This window comes from Citrobacter sp. CK185 (assembly GCF_030333565.1).
In the GTDB taxonomy this organism is placed as follows: Bacteria; Pseudomonadota; Gammaproteobacteria; order Enterobacterales; family Enterobacteriaceae; genus Citrobacter_B; species Citrobacter_B koseri.
On record NZ_JAOWFR010000023.1, the window covers coordinates 343464 to 360472 of the forward strand.

The following is a 17009-nucleotide window of genomic DNA, read 5'->3' on the forward strand; positions in this document are numbered from 1 at the left end:
ATTGCATTTTGTTGGGCCTAGCCCATCACCGCCGTCCCCAGGCGGCAGGTACAGCAACGTCGTCCCTGTTCGTCAAAAATCACAATTTCCCAGCTCTGGCTTTGCCGACCCAGATGCAGCGGCTGGCAAACGCCGCGCACCTTCCCCTGCGACACGGCGCGATGATGCGTGGCATTCAGCTCGGTTCCCACCACACACTGGCCGTCACGGGTCATCAGATACCCGGCCATTGACCCCAGGGTCTCCGCCAGCGCCGCCGAAGCGCCGCCGTGTAACAGGCCGAAAGGCTGATGCGTTCGCGCATCGACGGGCATTTCCGCCTCCAGCACGTCATCGCCCAGACGGGTATAGACGATCGCCAGATGCGCCACCATCGTGTTCAGACTGGTGGCGTTCAGCTCATCAAGCGTTAAATGGCGTTTCCAGATCATCGTTACGCTCCCAGGGTTGAGCCGCCGTCAACCACAATGTCCTGTAGCGTAATGTGGCTGGCCAGATCGGACGCGAGGAATAAAATGGTATTCGCGATTTCCTGCGGACGCGCGATTTTTCCCAGCGGAATGCCAAGCTTAAACTGCTCGCCAAACCCACGAATACGCTGTTGTTCCGCATCATCGCTCACCCACAGCGTGCGCTGCATATCGGTATCGGTAGATCCCGGAGAGACAACGTTACAGCGAACGCCGCTGCCCGCCAGCTCCAGCCCAACGGTCAGCGCCAGGCTTTTCAGCGCCGCTTTGGACGCGCCATAGGCGCTCATGCCAATGCGCGGCGTGTGCGCCGCATCAGACGCGACGGTAACAATCGCCCCGACCTGCTGCTGACGAAATTGCGCCATCGTCTGCTGGAAGAGGTTAAACGCGCCGCCGACGTTGACGGCGAACGTCTGCTGCCAGTCCTCGGCGCTTAGCGCATCGGTCGCCCCCATCCGTAAAATCCCGGCGGCATTCACCAGCACATCCAGCCGTTCGGTTTGCGCCAGCACGCGCTGGCAAACCTGCGCGACCTGCGCGGCGTCTGCGACATCCAGCACTTCGGTCGCAAAGGGATACGCATCCTGCGCGAACTCGCGATCGAATCCCGTCACCTGCGCGCCAGCCGCAACAAATGCCAGCGCCGTGGTATAACCAATCCCTTTTCCCGCGCCGGTCACCCAGACGGTTTTGCCGTTAAAATCCAATCCGGCCATCACTTCACCTCACGGGAAAGCAGCGTCCACCAGGCATCGATCGTCGGGTTTTTCGCCAGCATCACGAAGTCGATATCGCCATGCACTTTACGCCAGCGAGCCGCCAGCGCCATCATACGTACAGAGTCCAGCCCATAATCAATCAGGTTTTCATCATCCAGCGGCTCGTCGGATTCATCCAGCAGCGGCAGGATCAGCGCCCGCAACTCTGCTTTGCTCGCCGGAACCGGCGTCGGCAGCAGTTCCTGCGTCATCACCACGCGACCGGAGCGACCGGCAACGTAATTAAGCGACATCACATGTTCTTCACGGCTGAAATCGGCCAGCGCATCCGCCACCATAAACGGCTTGATATCGCGCATGAAAGCGTCGGTCGCCGTGGTCATACAGCCAATGTGCGCATACACACCCGTGATAATCAGCTGATTACGCCCGGTTTCTTTTAACATCTGCTCCAGCGGCGAACGGTGAAACGCGCTGTAGCGCCATTTCACCAGCACGGTGTCCGCCTCGTCCGGCGCCAGCGCATCGACAATCTTTTGCTGCTCGGGAGAACGCGTCAGGCCCGGCCCCCACATATCATTCAACAGGGCGCGATCTTCATCGCTCTGATCTTTCGGCTGAGCGGTGTAATAGACCGGAATGTTGTGCTCTTTGCAGTACTGACGCAGGGCGGCGATATTCGCGATCACCTGTTTCATCATCGGGCAGTTGTCGCCCCAGAAGCTGACAAAATAATCCTGCATATCGTGGATCAACAGCGCAGCGCGTTCAGGTTCAAAGGCCCAGTTCACTTTATTGGGCGGAATATCGAGCGCGCCAGGCAGCGCGTACGCCTGCAATTTCGGAATTGCCATCTCTCTTTCTCCTTCAGGTCAGTGAACGTGACGCCAGCCACTGACGTAATTGTTTTTTATCGACTTTACCGACCGGGGTCAGAGGCAACGCCTCGACGCACTCCACGCGATCCGGCAATTTGAATTCGGCGACCCCCTGCTCACGCAGGAAGCGGCGTACCTGTACCGCGCGCAGCGGCTCTTTCACCACCAGCCATGCGCAGCTTTTTTCCCCCATCAGCTCATCTTCCATGCTGACCAGCGCGGCATGGATTACGGCCGGGTGGCGCAGTAACAGGTTTTCAATCTCTTCCGCGGCGATCTTCTCCCCGCCGCGATTGATCTGATCTTTTTCACGTCCCTGCACGGTGATATAGCCATCTGGATCAATGGAGATCAGATCGCCGGAGCAGTAAAAGCCGTTGGCATCAAACGCACTGGCGTTATGCTCCGGGCTTTTAAAATAGCCGCGAAACGTGTACGGCCCGCGCGTCATCAGGCGTCCCGTTTCCCCCTGCGGCAGCGGATTACCGTCAGCGTCAGCCACCCAGACCTCATCGTCCGGGCACATCGGGCAACCCTGAGTATTGATGATGCGCTCCGGGCTGTCGTCCAGACGGGTGTAATTCACCAGTCCTTCCGCCATGCCGAATACCTGCTGCAACTGACAGCCGATTTCCGCCGGAATACGCGCGGCAAGCGTCGCTGAAAGCCGCGCGCCGCCTACCTGCAACAGTTTCAACGAGGCCAGTTGCGCGTTGCTGCCCCACTCCTGAATCGCCTGTAACCACAGGCTCACCGCAGGCGGCACCAGCGCCGTTGAATTAATCTGATGCTTTTCAATTAACGGGAAACAGAGCGTAGCGCTTGGGTCAGCCGCCAGCACCACCGTTCCCTGGGCCAGAAAGACGCCCAGCGATCCCGGCGAACTCATGGCGTAGTTATGCGCAGCCGGAATCGCGCATAAGAAACGCGTGGCTTCGGTAAAGTGGCAAATTTCATTGCTGCGGCGCACGCTGTAGTAATAATCATTATGGGTGCGCGGGATCAGCTTCGGCGTTCCGGTTGTCCCGCCGGAAAGCTGGAAATAAGCCACCTCATCGGCAGGTGATGGCGTGGCGGTAAAATCAACCGCAGGCTGGTCAATCGCCGTTTGCAGGTTGTGTTCACCCGCATCGTTGAGCAACAGCACCACACGCACAGAATTGTGTTCGGCAATAAACGTATTGAGGAAGTCGTCCCCGGTGAACAGCGCGTGCTGGCGGTCAGCAATCACCAGCGCCGGTTCAATTTGCTTCGCGTAAGCGTTAAGTTCCGTCCGTTGATGGCTGAACAGCGCCAGAACCGGTGCGACGCCGAGCTTCAGCAGGGCGAAGAAAGTGATATACAGCTCCGCCACGTTGCCCAGTTGCACCAGCGCGGTTTCGCCGGGTTTGATCCCCTGACGACGCAGGCTACAGGCCAGATTATCCGCCGCCTGGTTCAGTTCGCGATAGCTCAGGTGTCGATCGCCATCAATCACCGCCGTTTTATCGCTGTCTGCGTGGCGGGTTAAAATATCGGTCAGCGGCAGATCCTGCCAGTACCCTTTTTCACGGTAGCGGCGGGCAAACTCCTCCGGCCAACGGGTGAAAGGAATGGTCATCATCGCTCCTTAATGCAGTCCAAAAACGTTCAACATGGTAGAAAGCTTCACGCCGGTCTCGCGCCACTCCGCGACCGGAGAGGAAGCAGGCACAATCCCGGCGCCCGCGAACAGGCGAACCTGGTTTTGTCGCAGCTTCGCGCAACGGATCGTCACGACCCACTCGCCGTTTCCTTCGGCGTCACACCAGCCGACGATGCCGCCGAACAGTTCACGATCGAACGGCTCCAGTTCGGCAATTAATTTTTTCGCCACCTGATGCGGGAAACCGCTCAACGCAGGCGTCGGATGCAGCAGACACGCCAGCGTCAGGGCATTTTCTTCCGCATTCGCCTTACCTTCGAACGGCGTACCGAGATGCCATAACGTCGGGGTGGTGATCAATTGTGGAGATGCAGGCAGCTGTAATTCACTGCTGCGGTCGCGCAGCACCGTCTTCATGGCCTGAGTGACCAGCTCATGTTCGTGTCTGTCTTTTTCAGAAGCCAGCAGTCGGTTGCCCGCTTCACGATCCAGCACATCATCAGGCTGGCGACGCGCCGACCCGGCCAACGGCAGCGAACTAAAGCGCTCGCCCTCTTTACGCAGCAGCAATTCCGGGCTGGCGCCAAGCAGCACGCCGCCATCCTCCAGAGGCACATGGAAGTTGTAACTCACCGGGTTCTGCGCCACCAGCCGCTCCAGCAGCGCGCCGCTGTCAATGGTGGCATCGGTCGTAATATCAATCAGGCGTGACAGAACCACTTTGTCGACTTCAGGCGTCGCCGTCAGCGCTGCCGCGCGCGCCACCATCGCTTCAAACGTTTCCTGTTCAGGGATACTTTTACGATCAACAACATTCAGTGCCTGATGCCCGGTAAAGTAACGCGAGGATTGTTGCTTTGCCGGTCGGGAGAAGGTCTGCCAGGACTCAGGAATGAACAGCGAGGATGGCTGGCGGGTATCGAAGGGGATAGCGCCGACCATAACAGGATTTGCGATACCCTGTGCTCTGGCGTCGGCAAAGGCTTGCTGTAATTTTTGTTGGAAGGGGCTGTCTAACGAATCCCCGTCAACCGCTGGTTCAGCGAAACGGGCGAAGCATCCTGACGTCGTAAAGCTGCGATACGGCGACATAAAGAAAAAGCGATCGGGGGTGAGCGTTGCCATTTTCTGCTGAACTTCCTCGGCCAGTGACGTATCCATATCATCCTCCAAAAATGATAAAGGCTTTAATAATGATTATCATTTATATTTTCGGGCGCTAACCTAAAAGTAAACAGACAGCATGTCAACTCTTGGGGTAGCACAATGTGCGACTTAGACTTGCATCCCTTCCCGCTAACAATGAAAATGAGAAGCATTAACTCCATTAATAACAGGACGCTGATTCGTGAGACTTCCCCTGCTTTGCAGAACATCCCTGATACTGGTTGGGCTTTTCATTTCAGGAATTTCTTTAGGTCATGCCGCTGACTGGCCGCGCCAGATCACCGACAGCCGCGGCACACATACGCTGGACCATAAACCTGAACGTATCGTCTCTACCAGCGTGACCCTGACGGGCTCGCTGCTGGCGATTGATGCTCCCGTTGTCGCCAGCGGAGCGACCACCCCTAACAACCGCTTTGCCGACGATCAGGGATTTCTGCGTCAATGGAGCGACGTTGCGAAAGCGCGCAAGCTGGCGCGCCTGTACATCGGCGAACCAAGCGCTGAAGCCGTTGCCGCACAAATGCCGGACCTTATTCTGATTAGCGCAACCGGTGGCGACTCTGCGCTGGCGCTGTACGATCAGCTTTCTACTATTGCCCCTACGCTTATCATCAATTACGACGATAAAAGCTGGCAGTCTCTGCTGACGCAACTGGGCGAGATCACCGGTCAGGAAAAACAGGCCGCTGCGCGCATCGCGGAATTTGATAAACAACTGGCGACTGTTAAACAACAGCTCACATTACCGCCGCAACCGGTCAGCGCGCTGGTCTACACCGCTGCCGCACACAGCGCCAACCTGTGGACGCAGGATTCAGCCCAGGGCAAGCTGATGGAGCAGTTAGGCTTTACGCTGGCGCCCCTCCCTGCCGGACTGCAAACCAGTAAAAGCCAGGGCAAACGTCATGACATCATCCAGCTTGGCGGGGAAAACCTGGCGGCAGGTCTGAACGGCGAAGCGCTGTTCCTGTTTGCCGGTGACAGCAAAGATGCCGACGCTATTTACGCCAACCCACTGCTTGCTCACCTGCCTGCCGTGCAAAATAAGCGCGTTTATGCGCTGGGCACCGAAACGTTCCGTCTGGACTACTACAGCGCAACGTTACTGCTTAACCGTCTCGCCGCGCTGTTTTAATTTATTTGCCGGATAGCGGCCAATGCCCTGTCCGGCCTGCATTTTAAAGCGGTGCGCCATCTGGCACCGGCGGCGGCTGGCGAAAACGACGCAACTCGCCCAGTAGCAGCATTAACAACAACCCAACGATCACCAACCCAAACCCGCTCACGCTCGCTGACGCAACCGGCGTCATCATGGCGCCCAGCCCGCCCAACAGCGCTGCGCCGATGGCGTCGCCGGTCACGTTTTGCGCCGTCCACAGGCCGTTGATTCGCCCGAGCATGGCTTCCGGCGTTTGCGTCTGCAACAGGGTGTATTGCAGTAACGAGCTAATCGCGCTGAGCCAGCCGAACAGCGCCAGACAGATCACCCCGAGCAGCCAGACAGGCATCAGCCCAAACAACCCAATCGCCAGGAACGACCCTACGGTGGAAACCAGCATCAACAGTCCAGGACGAACGCTGTGCGCCAGTTGCCCGCTGGTTAACGCGCCAACAGCCGCCCCCAGCGGAATAGCGGCATAAAGTAAACCGATTTGCGCGGCAGACATGTGCCAGTTAATCGCCAGCGCCGGATAAAGCACGCGCACCGCACTTGCCATCGTCAAAAGTCCGCCAAGCAACGCAATGCCGCCAATGAGCGGGCTGGAGAGCAAGAAACGGAACGCCGCCAACAGCGATTTCAACGGATGCTCACGCGGTTGCGGCGGCGGCGGGAGCGCCGGAAGGCTCAGCAACGGCAGCAGCGTGATAAATGTTCCTGCCGCCGCCAGACCGTAGTTCCAGGCCACGCCGCCGGTAGCCAGCAATACGCCGCCCAGCATCGGTGAAATCACCGATCCCAGACGCACCGTCAGCATCGTAATCGCCCCGGCCTGCATAAGGTTTTCTCGCCCTACCAGCGCAGGCGTCGCCGCCAGTAGCGCCGTGACCCCCAGCGAGGCAAAAAAGCCATCCCACAGACCGAGCAGATAGATTGCCAGCAGCGAAGGTTCCGGCAACAGCGCATTCAGACACAGGCCAATAAAGCCAATACCGCAGGTGCCGCGCGCCAGCAGGATCACCTTTTTACGTTCATAACGATCCGCCAGCACGCCGCCGACCATCAGGCCAACAAACATCGCGCTGCCGGTCAGCGTCACCGACAGACCAACCTGCCACGTCGAGTGGGTCATCATCTGGATCTGTACCGGCACCGCTACGCCCAGCAGACCCAGCGAGACAATAGAGATAAAACGGGCGAGGAAGACAGCGCGAAATGCAGGGTGCGTCTTCAACAGGCTGAGATTCAGCAGCCAGGATTGTCGATTCATTACAACGCCTTAATGCGAACTTTTTTTAAATATCCATTCAATGGCTGCACATGCTAACATAACCGAATAAGATCGATAACGATAATTACTATCATTATCAGGGAAGTTGATATGTCATGCTCTGTTTCCGTGGCACGCGCCATCGCCGTGCCCGGCTTGTTGTTATTACTTATTCTCGCCACGGCATTAAGTCTGGCTATCGGCGCAAAATCACTGCCTGCGTCCGTCGTACTTGAAGCAATTACCGGCACCTGCCAAAGCGCTGACTGCACCATCGTGCTGGACGCGCGATTGCCGCGCACGCTGGCTGGCCTGCTGGCTGGCGGCGCACTGGGGCTCGCCGGGGCGTTAATGCAAACGCTCACCCGCAACCCGCTTGCCGACCCGGGCATTCTCGGCGTCAATTCCGGCGCCAGTTTCGCGATCGTACTCGGCGCGGCGCTGTTTGGTTTTTCCTCTCCGCAGGAACAGTTGCTGATGGCGTTTGCCGGGGCGCTGGTCGCCTCGCTGATTGTCGCCTTTACCGGCAGTCAGGGCGCCGGGCAGTTAAGCCCGGTTCGCCTCACGCTGGCGGGTGTCGCGCTCGGCGCAGTGCTGGAGGGGCTTTCCAACGGTATCGCGTTGCTGAACCCGGATGTGTACGATCAGCTCCGTTTCTGGCAGGCCGGCTCGCTGGACATTCGCAGTCTGCAAACGCTCAAGGTTATTGTCGTGCCGGTGCTGATTGCCGGTGCTACCGCGCTGTTTCTCAGCCGCGCGCTGAACAGCCTGAGTCTCGGTAGCGATACTGCCACCGCGCTGGGCAGCAAAGTGGCGCGTACCCAGCTCATCGGCCTGTTGGTGATTACCGTGTTATGCGGCAGCGCGACGGCGGTTGTTGGCCCCATCGCGTTTATCGGTCTGATGATGCCGCACATGGCCCGCTGGCTGGTGGGGGCGGATCACCGCTGGTCGCTGCCGGTCACGTTGCTGGCGACCCCGACCCTGCTGCTGTTTGCCGATATTATCGGGCGACTCATCGTTCCCGGTGAATTGCGCGTTTCGGTTGTCAGCGCCTTTCTCGGCGCGCCAGTGCTTATTTTCCTCGTGCGGCGCAAGCAGCGCGGAGGTGCCGTATGATGCACCTTTCCCGCCGCCTGATCATAAGCTGTCTGTTGCTGGTGCTCGGCTGTATCGCTGTCGGCTTGTGGAGCCTGCGCAGCGGCGCCGTTACGCTGGAAGTCTCGCAAATTATCAATGCGTTGCTGGGAGACGCCCCGCGCAGCATTACCCTGGTGGTGACCGAATGGCGTCTGCCTCGCGTGCTGATGGCGCTGCTGATTGGCGCCGCGTTGGGCGTCAGCGGCGCGATTTTTCAGTCGTTGATGCGCAACCCGCTGGGTAGCCCGGACGTAATGGGTTTTAACACCGGGGCCTGGAGCGGCGTGCTGGTGGCAATGGTGCTGTTTGGCCAGAACCTGACGGCGATCGCGATGGCGGCGATGGCTGGCGGGATTCTCACCTCGCTGATCGTCTGGCTGCTTGCCTGGCGCAACGGCATTGAGACCTTCCGGCTGATTATTATCGGCATCGGCGTGCGCGCCATGCTGGTGGCGTTCAACACCTGGCTGCTGTTGCAGGCGTCGTTAGAAACGGCCCTCTCCGCCGGATTGTGGAACGCCGGGTCGCTCAACGGACTGACCTGGGCCAAAACGTGGCCCTCGGCACCGCTGATCGTTCTGATGCTGGCGTGTGCCGCATTGCTGGTACGTCGTCTGCGCTTGCTGGAAATGGGTGATGACAGCGCCTGCGCGCTTGGCGTCAGCGTTGAACGTTCCCGGTTAATGATGATGCTGGTCGCCGTGGTGCTGACCGCCGCCGCGACGGCGCTCGCAGGCCCGATCTCTTTCATTGCGCTGGTTGCGCCGCACATCGCGCGGCGCCTTAGCGGCACGGCACGCTGGGGGTTAACCCAGTCCGCATTGTGCGGCGCGCTATTGCTGCTGGCCGCCGACCTGTGCGCCCAACAACTGTTTATGCCTTACCAGCTTCCGGTAGGCGTTGTCACCGTAAGCCTCGGCGGTATTTACCTTATCGTCTTGTTAATTCAGGAGTCCCGCAAAAAATGACCGAATCAGTAGCCCGTTTGCGTGGCGACCAGTTAACGCTGGGTTATGGCAAGTATACCGTCGCGGAGAATCTGAATGTTTCTATCCCGGATGGTCACTTCACTGCCATTATTGGGCCGAATGGCTGCGGCAAATCAACATTATTGCGTACGCTAAGCCGTCTGATGTCGCCCGTACATGGCCACGTCTGGCTCGACGGCGAGCATATTCAGCACTACGCCAGTAAAGAGGTGGCGCGACGAATCGGCCTGCTGGCGCAAAACGCCACCACGCCGGGCGATATCACCGTACAGGAGCTGGTTGCCCGGGGCCGCTATCCGCATCAGCCTTTGTTTACCCGCTGGCGCAAAGAAGACGAAGACGCCGTCGCCGGTGCGATGCGCGCCACGGGGATTACCCACCTGGCGACGCAAAGCGTGGACACGCTTTCCGGCGGGCAGCGGCAGCGAGCATGGATAGCCATGGTGCTGGCGCAGGAAACGTCCATCATGTTGCTGGATGAACCGACGACCTGGCTGGACATCAGTCACCAGATCGATCTGCTGGAGCTGTTGAGCGAGCTGAATCGCGAGAAAGGTTACACCCTCGCTGCGGTTCTGCACGACCTTAACCAGGCCTGCCGGTACGCCACGCATTTAATCGCGTTACGTGAAGGCAAGATCGTCGCAGAGGGAGCGCCAAAGGAGATTGTGACAGCGGATCTTATTGAGAAAATTTATGGATTACGTTGCACGATCATCGACGATCCGATCGCCGGAACGCCGCTGGTTGTGCCGCTGGGTCGCCCGAAGTAATCTCAATGGCGGAGGGGTAACAATACAGGCCCGGTCAGCGACAGCGCCACCGGGCGATTTGCCGGATGGCGCTTAGACTAACCGTTCTTCCAGTTGAATCGCATCATCCAGTTTACGGGACAGCATGGCATGACGCAGCAGAACACCGCCGCACGCGATCATACCGCCCAACAACGCAGCCAGAATCACGATCAACGCTTTGCCCGGGCCGTCTTTTTTCACTGGCAGCGAAGGCGATAGCTGATATTTAAACGGCATAAATTTCACATCATTGATATTCATCGCGGTCAGTTGCTCTACGTAATACTGGCGATTGCGTATTTCAGCGTTAATTTCCGCAACGTCCGTGACGGACTTTTCAATTTGCAATTTTTGCGCAATACCGTCGGCGCCCAGAGAAATAGAGAAATCCGGGTCGTCTTTTACCGCCTGACCATTACTGTAGACCGGCTTCTTAATCCCGGCGGCGTTGGCAATCTCCAGGGAATAATTGAGTCGCTGAATGTTCGCATCAAGCTGGTTGCGCAATCTCACCCGGTCCATCGCCAGTTTTTCTTTCTCAAAATGCGTTCTGGTGTCCAGCTGGTTACGAATATTCTCCAGCGTCTCTTTCACGACGATGTCCGACACATACTGGATATAGCCGGCCAGCACCTTCTGCGCCTCTTCTTTCGTTGGCGCAGTAAAACTCAATGTCCACGAGGTAAATAACGACGTCTCGTTTTTCTTACCGGCGTTGGTATCCACCGCGTTCATCTTTTCACTGAGCGCAACAATCGCCCGATGCAGTTCCATTTCATCAATATCCGCCCCTTTCAATTGATCCATCACATACGGGGAGGCGCGAAGATATTCATCCAGCAGCGATGTTGAGCTGAACTTCTTAATGAAAAGCGTAAAGACGGCGTCTCGCTGCAAATTAATGTCGAGGTTCAGCACACGCAATGTGGTCAGCGTTTTTTCCAGCGCCTGCCACTGTACGGCCTCTGCCGGGGTGACAATCGCCCGACTGGTCCATTTCTGCGGCAGAATAAAGGACAGCAGAATACCTGCCAGCGCAAACGCAAAAACAGTCGCAATAATGCGATTTTTCGCCCGCCATAAAACATCAACAAGGCTTAACAAATCAATTTCATTACTGTTTGACGGCGCTAACGGATAGCCAGTAAATTCCGAATCTTTTTCCTGCTTAACATTGAGTGATGACATGTTGTGTAACCTGACATTGAGTCCAATGAATAAAAACATCCTTTCTAATATTCTAACAGCATCTCAGAATTATCCGAAACGTTCTTTGCCTGTTCCCACAGGTAGCATGCAACTTTCGGAATTTCACTAACCGTCTGATTATGTTTCACTTATGTTAAATCAATGCTGAATACAAATAAAAAGCCCATAATAATTGGTAGCTATTATGGGCATCAGTAGAATTAAATTTTTAAAGGCGTCAGAACGCTTCGCTTACTGGTCGAGCAATGCGCGAATAATCGGCCCGATATTCTCAAACGCGGCAGGTGAAATAATATCGACGTGGGCGCAATCCTGGCGATAGATATCCAGTTCTGCCATCCACGGCGCCCAGCTGCGTTCAGGACTTATTCCTTCCGGCAGGGTGCGCTCCGCGACAAACAGCGTTGCGCGTCCATCGAACGGTACGCTATGCGCGGTTGTCAGAAGCCGCACGGCATCGGCGTAGTTTCCTTCGATGGTGCTGAATAACTCCCCGGAGGCATTTCCCTGTTGCGCAGCAAGGAACGCTTCACGTTCACGCGCGATCTCCGCTAACACTTCAGGGTCCAGACCATTGGCCTCTTTTTCCTGCCAGTTTTGCGTTTCCGGCGGCCAGGTATCCAGCAGCCCGAGGAAGGCAACCGTTTCGCCACGCGCACGCAAGCGCGCCGCAATGCCCTGGGCCAGCGTTCCGCCCAGCGAATACCCCAGCAGGTAGTAAGGCCCGTGCGGCTGCTGCGCCAGCAGCGTTTCCAGATGACGCTCGCACACCTCATCCAGATTCGTGGCCGTTTGCATTGGTCCATCAGGCCTTGGCGACTGAATCCCCGTAATCGACCAGTGTGGGCTGAGATAACGAGCCAGCACGCTAAACTGCCAGGCAAAACCGGACGCCGGATGGAAGCAGAATAACGTTGGTCCACTGCTTTCACGCAGCGGCAGGAGTGTTTCAAAGCCCAGACGCTGAGACTGCTCGTCATCGGCGGAATCCAGCAACGCGCTAAGCTGACCAACGGTTGACGCCACCATCACCTGCCCCGGCGTCACCTGACGCCCGGACGCGCGACTCAACTGCGCGGCGAGTTTCATCGCCAGTAACGAATGCCCGCCCAGCGCAAAGAAGTCGGCCTCCACATCATTGACCTCGCAACCCAGCAGGCCGGCAAAGGCGTCAGCCACCGTTTTTTCCGTCCCTGGCAATGGCGCGCGCCCCGGCGTACGTTGTGTCAGTTGCGGCATCGGCAGCGCTTTACGATCCAGTTTCCCGTTTGCGCTGAGCGGCAGTTCCGCAAGCTGTAGCAGAACCACAGGCACCATATGCGGCGGTAATGTCTCGCGTAACCGTTCCTGAAGCGCCGGAATATCCAGCGGTAAGCCGGATTGTGACACCAGATAGCCTACCAGTTGGCGGGCATCGCCTCCTGTCGCGGCCGCCTGGTTAAACACGCAGGCGTGAGCCACGGCGTGCTCGACGTCCGGCAGCGTTTGCATAACCCGATCAATCTCGCCCAGTTCAATGCGCTGACCACGAATTTTTAGCTGATCGTCGCTGCGGCCAAGGTACTCTACCGCGCCATTTTCCAGCCAGCGCGCCACGTCTCCGGTGCGATACATGCGTTCGCCCGGCATAAACGGATCGGCAATAAAGCGACTCGCCGTCAGATCCGGGCGCCCCAGATACCCCTGCGCCAACTGGATGCCGGTCAGGTATAAATCACCCGCGGTGCCCGGCGGCACCGGGCGCATCATCGCATCAAGAATGCGCAGCCCGGTATTCCAGACCGGATAGCCAATCGGCACGCTGTTTCCGGTGACATCCGCCAGTTCTTTGCCGCAGGCGGGATACCAGCTGACATCCACCGCCGCTTCCGTCGGCCCGTACAGATTGTGCAGCGGCGCGCCGGTCAACTGTTCCCACTCGCGGCACAGCCCGGTGGGCAGCGCCTCGCCGCTACAAAATACGCGCTGTAGCGTAGCGCAGCTTTCATGAGCGGATTCAGGAGTGAGCGAGGCGACGAACGCCGCCAGCATTGACGGGACAAAGTGGGTGGTGGTCACACCATACTTCGCAAAGAAATGCTGCATGGCAATCGGATCGCGGTGCGCGTCCGGCTCCGCCATCACCAGCTTCGCTCCGGCAATAAACGGCCAGAAGAACTCCCACACCGAAACATCGAAACTGCACGGCGTTTTTTGTGCGACCACATCCTCTGCCGTTAACGGATAGTGATCCTGCATCCACAGCAGGCGATTCACGATCGCGGTTTGCCCGACCATTACCCCTTTCGGCCTGCCGGTCGAACCGGATGTAAAGATGATGTATGCCGTGTGGTGCGGCAATGACAACGCCAGCGATTCAGCGCCGCTCGTCGGCAACAGCGCGCTGTAGCACAGGCTTTCTACGCCGGGGATATCGTTAAATCGCGGCAGTTGTTCTGCGGTTGTGATCAGTAATTTCGGCTGCGCGTCTTCGAGCATCATTCGCAGACGATCGTCTGGATACCCCGTATCTAACGGCAGCCAGGCGGCTCCGGCCTCCACAATGCCGTGCAGCGCCAGCGTCAGGAAAACCGAGCGCGTCAACGCCACCGCGACGCTGTCGCCCGGTTTAACGCCACGTTCACGCAGCAGGTGCGCCAGGGCGATCACCTGCTCGCGCATCTCCTGATAACTGAGCTGATGGCGCGCATCAGCCAGCGCGGGCGCGTCCGGCGTTTTGCGTGTCTGTTCGTCAACCAGCGCGCTGAGCGTCGTGAGCGGTATGCTTACCGCCGTATCATTAATCTGCGCCAGTTGCGCATATTCGGCAGGCAGGAGCATTTCGGCATCGCCGCAGCGCAGCGCCGGATTGTCCGCAAACTGGCGTATCAGCGCCGTCAGCCGCGACGCATGGCGGGATAACGTCGCCTCATCATAGCGCTGTTTGTTGGCTAAGATTTCAATGCTCAGGCCGCCCTCTTCATCCGGGAACAGCGCCAGTTCAAGATCGTTAACCGGGCCGGTCGCCAGCGTATGGGTTTGCGCCTGTACACCGGGAATATCCAGTTGATAATCAAAGACCTTCACGTTCAGTACCGGGCCAAACAGCGGCTCTTCACCCGCCGCGCGGCCGCTGTCGCGAACGATCTGTTCGGCGTCATAACGCTGATGGCGACGCATTTTTTTCATCTGCCCGGCAAGACGCGTCGCCAGTTCCGGCAGCGTTTCCGCCGCATTAATGCTTACCCCTAACGGCAGGACGTTCAGTACCGGGCCGGTCGCCGTTAACGCCGCCGAGCCCATACGCCGCATGAATATAAATCCGGCAGCATAGTCCATCCGGCCGCACAGGCGGCCCAGCCATAGCGCCACCAGCGCCAGCGCTAAATCCGCACGTTGAATATCAGACATGCGTGCCGCCAGCTGACGGAAAACACCGTCGGGCACATCCAGTTTCATACGCAAAATATCGGCGCTGGCCGCCCGCCCTGGAAGCGGCGCAGCCGACAGCGAAGCGGGAGGCGGCAACTGGCGACGCTGCTCCGCCCAGAAGGCGCCATCGCGTTGATAAGCCTCGCTCTCACGGTAACGCTGATACTCCTCCACCACGTCAGCAAATGGCGTAAACGGCGAGTCGGGCGTCTGGGCGTTACACTGCCAGGCGCGGTAAATCGCCGCGATCTGACGGGTTATCGCCGGGAAACTGAAGCCATCCACCAGTAGATGGTGATAACGCTGATACCAGTACCAACGGGTATCATCGACCTGAATCAACTGGTGGAACGCCAGCGGTTTGCCGCCATCAACGCGTAGATTTTGTCGCAGATCGGCCTGCATCCGCGCCAGCGCCGCCGCATGCGGATCGGGCTCGTCACGCAGATCGATAAGCTCGGGTTGCGCAAACGTGAATGCCGGGTCCACCCACTGCCAGACCTCGCCGTTATCTTCAGTAAATCGCATACGGAGGGTATCCGCTTGCGCCATACCGGTTACAACCGCCTGCGCCAGCAGAGGGGCATTCAGCGTGCCGTGTAATTCCACATAGTGCGCCACGCTCCAGGCGGAAGGCAGCGTAGAGAGTTTTTCCGCCATCCAGATCCCTGGCTGGGCGGCCACTAACGGTAAACGCGTGGTCATTGAGCCTCCTGCGCAGCGGCGTAATGGGCGGGAGTTAGCGTGGTCCAGTGCGCATCCAGCCACTGCTGGCAAAGCGCCTGCGATTGCGGTTCGCACACCACCTGCCAGCCCGCAGGGAGAGAACACTGCTGTGGCCAGAGGCTAAATTGACGCTGCGGGTTTTGCAGAATGTAAAATTGTCCCTGCGGGTTATCGAAGGGATTACTGAATTCCATACTCAACTCCTGTCGTGGAAAATCGCCAGCTACAGCGTGTCGGTTAACGGTTGCCAGAGGGTCATCAACCCCTGCATTAATCCGCCACGCCAGCAAAGCGCATCATGTCCGCCGTCAACCTGACGCCAGAAAACCGACTGCTGCATAGTGTGTAGTTGGCTGTAAAGCGCCTGATTCGCCCGGAAAATAAGCGGCTCTCTGATACCGGCCTCCAGCACGATGCGCAATCCTCTGGCGGTCAATGTGCCCGCCTTCAGTTGTTCAATAATCTCGCCTTCCCGATCTGCGCCGCGCTGCGGCCACCAGAACGATCCCGACTGGCTCAGTACGCAGCCAAAGCGCTCAGGCCAGTTCAGACCGGCATACAGCGAGGAGAGCCCGCCAAAACTCTGCCCGGCGACGATCGTCCTTTTTGCACAATCGCTGAATGGCGCAACGGTTTTCACCAGCGGCAGGAGTTCTTGTTGTACCGCCAGCCAGAAATCGGCATTGCAGGGCAGTTCACGGCTACGGTGGGGAGTATCAATGGCATCAATCAGCAGGTAGACCGCAGGAGGGAGCTGACGCCGCCGGGTCAGTGAGGTGAGCGCGGGCCAGACGGGCATGCTTTCCGCCCAAAACTGCCCGTCGAGCAGAATCGCTAGCGGACGTTCAGGCCGGGCGTCGCCGGTCGTGAACACCCACACGCGACGCGTATTGCCCAACCGCTCGCTGCGCCATTGCAAACAAACCGGGGGAGCTGACGGATTTTCAGGCTTATCCCAGCCGGGTTGTGCTGGCGCGTCAGGCATTTCCAGCGCGGAAACCGCATGGCCCCGCCCCCCCTTCCAGCTCACCGGGTTAAGAGGATCGGCAATCGCCTGCGGCAATAACTGACGCCAGCCTTCACGCAGCGTGGTTCTGTCAGGCGTTTCATCTACTGCCAGAGAAGCAAAAATATCATCGCGTTCAGAAGGGATGAAACAGTAACTACCACGCCAGTCGGCGCTTAATGTCGTGCTCCATCGCCAGACATCCGTGCCCGCAATACGCTGCATGGATTGCGGAACCGCATTCTGGTGATGGTCGGTGACGCCTGTAATGTAGACCCATACGCGGCGAATTGAAGAGCGGTTTTCCGTTCCCTGCGGATCGCGCCACCAGAAAGTCACCCGATATTTTTCGTCTGTTTCACGCTCCCATTCGGGACCGTGTTTTGACTGCCACCAGGTCTCACTTCCTGTCGTTAACGCCGTCACCGTCATAACCCCATG

The 17009-nt window shown here is 58.2% G+C and carries 14 protein-coding genes; 4 read left to right on the forward strand and 10 right to left on the reverse strand.

The window, feature by feature from the left end; translation table 11 throughout:
* Positions 1-17 precede the first annotated feature (17 nt).
* The 5 genes from entH to entC are packed head-to-tail and all read right to left on the reverse strand — an operon-like array spanning position 18 to position 4855.
* Positions 18-431 (reverse strand): proofreading thioesterase EntH, encoded by a 414-nt coding sequence (gene entH / locus OGV79_RS09315; RefSeq protein ID WP_012133392.1) that lies wholly within the window; start codon positions 429-431, stop codon positions 18-20.
* Positions 432-433: 2 nt separating this feature from the next.
* Positions 434-1189, reverse strand: coding sequence for a 2,3-dihydro-2,3-dihydroxybenzoate dehydrogenase EntA (gene entA / locus OGV79_RS09320; RefSeq protein ID WP_115609503.1), 756 nt, complete (start codon positions 1187-1189; stop codon positions 434-436).
* Positions 1189-2046 carry an isochorismatase gene (locus OGV79_RS09325; RefSeq protein WP_012133394.1) on the reverse strand — a complete coding sequence of 286 codons (858 nt, stop codon included), beginning with the start codon at positions 2044-2046 and terminating at the stop codon, positions 1189-1191. The genes entA and OGV79_RS09325 overlap by 1 nt, the downstream gene beginning before the upstream one ends.
* Positions 2047-2059: 13 nt before the next feature.
* Positions 2060-3670, reverse strand: a complete 1611-nt coding sequence (entE, locus tag OGV79_RS09330) for a (2,3-dihydroxybenzoyl)adenylate synthase EntE (protein WP_071259787.1) — start codon at positions 3668-3670, stop codon at positions 2060-2062.
* A gap of 9 nt (positions 3671-3679) precedes the next feature.
* Positions 3680-4855 (reverse strand): isochorismate synthase EntC, encoded by a 1176-nt coding sequence (entC, locus tag OGV79_RS09335; protein ID WP_060815865.1) that lies wholly within the window; start codon positions 4853-4855, stop codon positions 3680-3682.
* Between the two features lie 187 nt (positions 4856-5042).
* On the opposite strand from entC, the gene fepB reads away from it, so the two are divergent.
* A complete protein-coding gene (gene fepB, locus OGV79_RS09340) occupies positions 5043-5999 on the forward strand; it encodes a Fe2+-enterobactin ABC transporter substrate-binding protein (RefSeq protein ID WP_198448378.1) in 957 nt (318 codons plus the stop codon).
* A gap of 43 nt (positions 6000-6042) precedes the next feature.
* Here fepB and entS read toward each other — a convergent pair whose 3' ends face one another.
* Positions 6043-7293 (reverse strand): enterobactin transporter EntS, encoded by a 1251-nt coding sequence (gene entS, locus OGV79_RS09345; protein ID WP_104868940.1) that lies wholly within the window; start codon positions 7291-7293, stop codon positions 6043-6045.
* A 111-nt stretch (positions 7294-7404) separates the two neighbouring features.
* Between entS and fepD the strand changes: the two genes are divergently transcribed.
* Genes fepD through fepC form a run of 3 tightly spaced genes read left to right on the forward strand, consistent with a single transcriptional unit; the run spans position 7405 to position 10195 of the window.
* Positions 7405-8412 (forward strand): Fe(3+)-siderophore ABC transporter permease, encoded by a 1008-nt coding sequence (gene fepD / locus OGV79_RS09350; RefSeq protein ID WP_012133399.1) that lies wholly within the window; start codon positions 7405-7407, stop codon positions 8410-8412.
* Positions 8409-9401 carry an iron-enterobactin ABC transporter permease gene (fepG, locus tag OGV79_RS09355; protein WP_012133400.1) on the forward strand — a complete coding sequence of 331 codons (993 nt, stop codon included), beginning with the start codon at positions 8409-8411 and terminating at the stop codon, positions 9399-9401. The genes fepD and fepG overlap by 4 nt, the downstream gene beginning before the upstream one ends.
* Positions 9398-10195 carry an iron-enterobactin ABC transporter ATP-binding protein gene (fepC, locus tag OGV79_RS09360; protein WP_047458235.1) on the forward strand — a complete coding sequence of 266 codons (798 nt, stop codon included), beginning with the start codon at positions 9398-9400 and terminating at the stop codon, positions 10193-10195. The genes fepG and fepC overlap by 4 nt, the downstream gene beginning before the upstream one ends.
* A gap of 72 nt (positions 10196-10267) precedes the next feature.
* Here the strand turns inward: fepC and wzz(fepE) are convergent, their stop codons facing one another.
* The 4 genes from wzz(fepE) to fes all read right to left on the reverse strand — a co-directional run bounded on the left by wzz(fepE) (position 10268) and on the right by fes (position 17000).
* On the reverse strand, positions 10268-11404 hold the full coding sequence (gene wzz(fepE), locus OGV79_RS09365) for an LPS O-antigen length regulator Wzz(fepE) (protein ID WP_071259795.1): 1137 nt from the start codon (positions 11402-11404) through the stop codon (positions 10268-10270).
* Positions 11405-11656: 252 nt separating this feature from the next.
* The gene (gene entF / locus OGV79_RS09370) at positions 11657-15541 is read right to left on the reverse strand and encodes an enterobactin non-ribosomal peptide synthetase EntF (protein ID WP_286468260.1); all 3885 of its coding nucleotides are present in this window, start codon (positions 15539-15541) and stop codon (positions 11657-11659) included.
* Positions 15538-15756, reverse strand: coding sequence for an MbtH family protein (locus tag OGV79_RS09375; protein WP_058668745.1), 219 nt, complete (start codon positions 15754-15756; stop codon positions 15538-15540). Before OGV79_RS09375 ends, entF begins: the two co-directional genes overlap by 4 nt.
* Before the next feature lie 29 nt (positions 15757-15785).
* Entirely contained in the window at positions 15786-17000 is a 1215-nt protein-coding gene (gene fes / locus OGV79_RS09380) for an enterochelin esterase (protein WP_286468261.1), read from the reverse strand.
* Positions 17001-17009: the final 9 nt, after the last annotated feature.

Coding starts and splice junctions, on each gene's coding strand:
- entH (WP_012133392.1), bottom strand. CDS start 431: ATGATCTGGAAACGCCATTTAACGCTTGATGAGCTGAACGCCACCAGT.
- entA (WP_115609503.1), bottom strand. CDS start 1,189: ATGGCCGGATTGGATTTTAACGGCAAAACCGTCTGGGTGACCGGCGCG.
- OGV79_RS09325 (WP_012133394.1), bottom strand. CDS start 2,046: ATGGCAATTCCGAAATTGCAGGCGTACGCGCTGCCTGGCGCGCTCGAT.
- entE (WP_071259787.1), bottom strand. CDS start 3,670: ATGACCATTCCTTTCACCCGTTGGCCGGAGGAGTTTGCCCGCCGCTAC.
- entC (WP_060815865.1), bottom strand. CDS start 4,855: ATGGATACGTCACTGGCCGAGGAAGTTCAGCAGAAAATGGCAACGCTC.
- entS (WP_104868940.1), bottom strand. CDS start 7,293: ATGAATCGACAATCCTGGCTGCTGAATCTCAGCCTGTTGAAGACGCAC.
- fepD (WP_012133399.1), top strand. CDS start 7,405: ATGTCATGCTCTGTTTCCGTGGCACGCGCCATCGCCGTGCCCGGCTTG.
- fepG (WP_012133400.1), top strand. CDS start 8,409: ATGATGCACCTTTCCCGCCGCCTGATCATAAGCTGTCTGTTGCTGGTG.
- fepC (WP_047458235.1), top strand. CDS start 9,398: ATGACCGAATCAGTAGCCCGTTTGCGTGGCGACCAGTTAACGCTGGGT.
- entF (WP_286468260.1), bottom strand. CDS start 15,541: ATGACCACGCGTTTACCGTTAGTGGCCGCCCAGCCAGGGATCTGGATG.
- OGV79_RS09375 (WP_058668745.1), bottom strand. CDS start 15,756: ATGGAATTCAGTAATCCCTTCGATAACCCGCAGGGACAATTTTACATT.
- fes (WP_286468261.1), bottom strand. CDS start 17,000: ATGACGGTGACGGCGTTAACGACAGGAAGTGAGACCTGGTGGCAGTCA.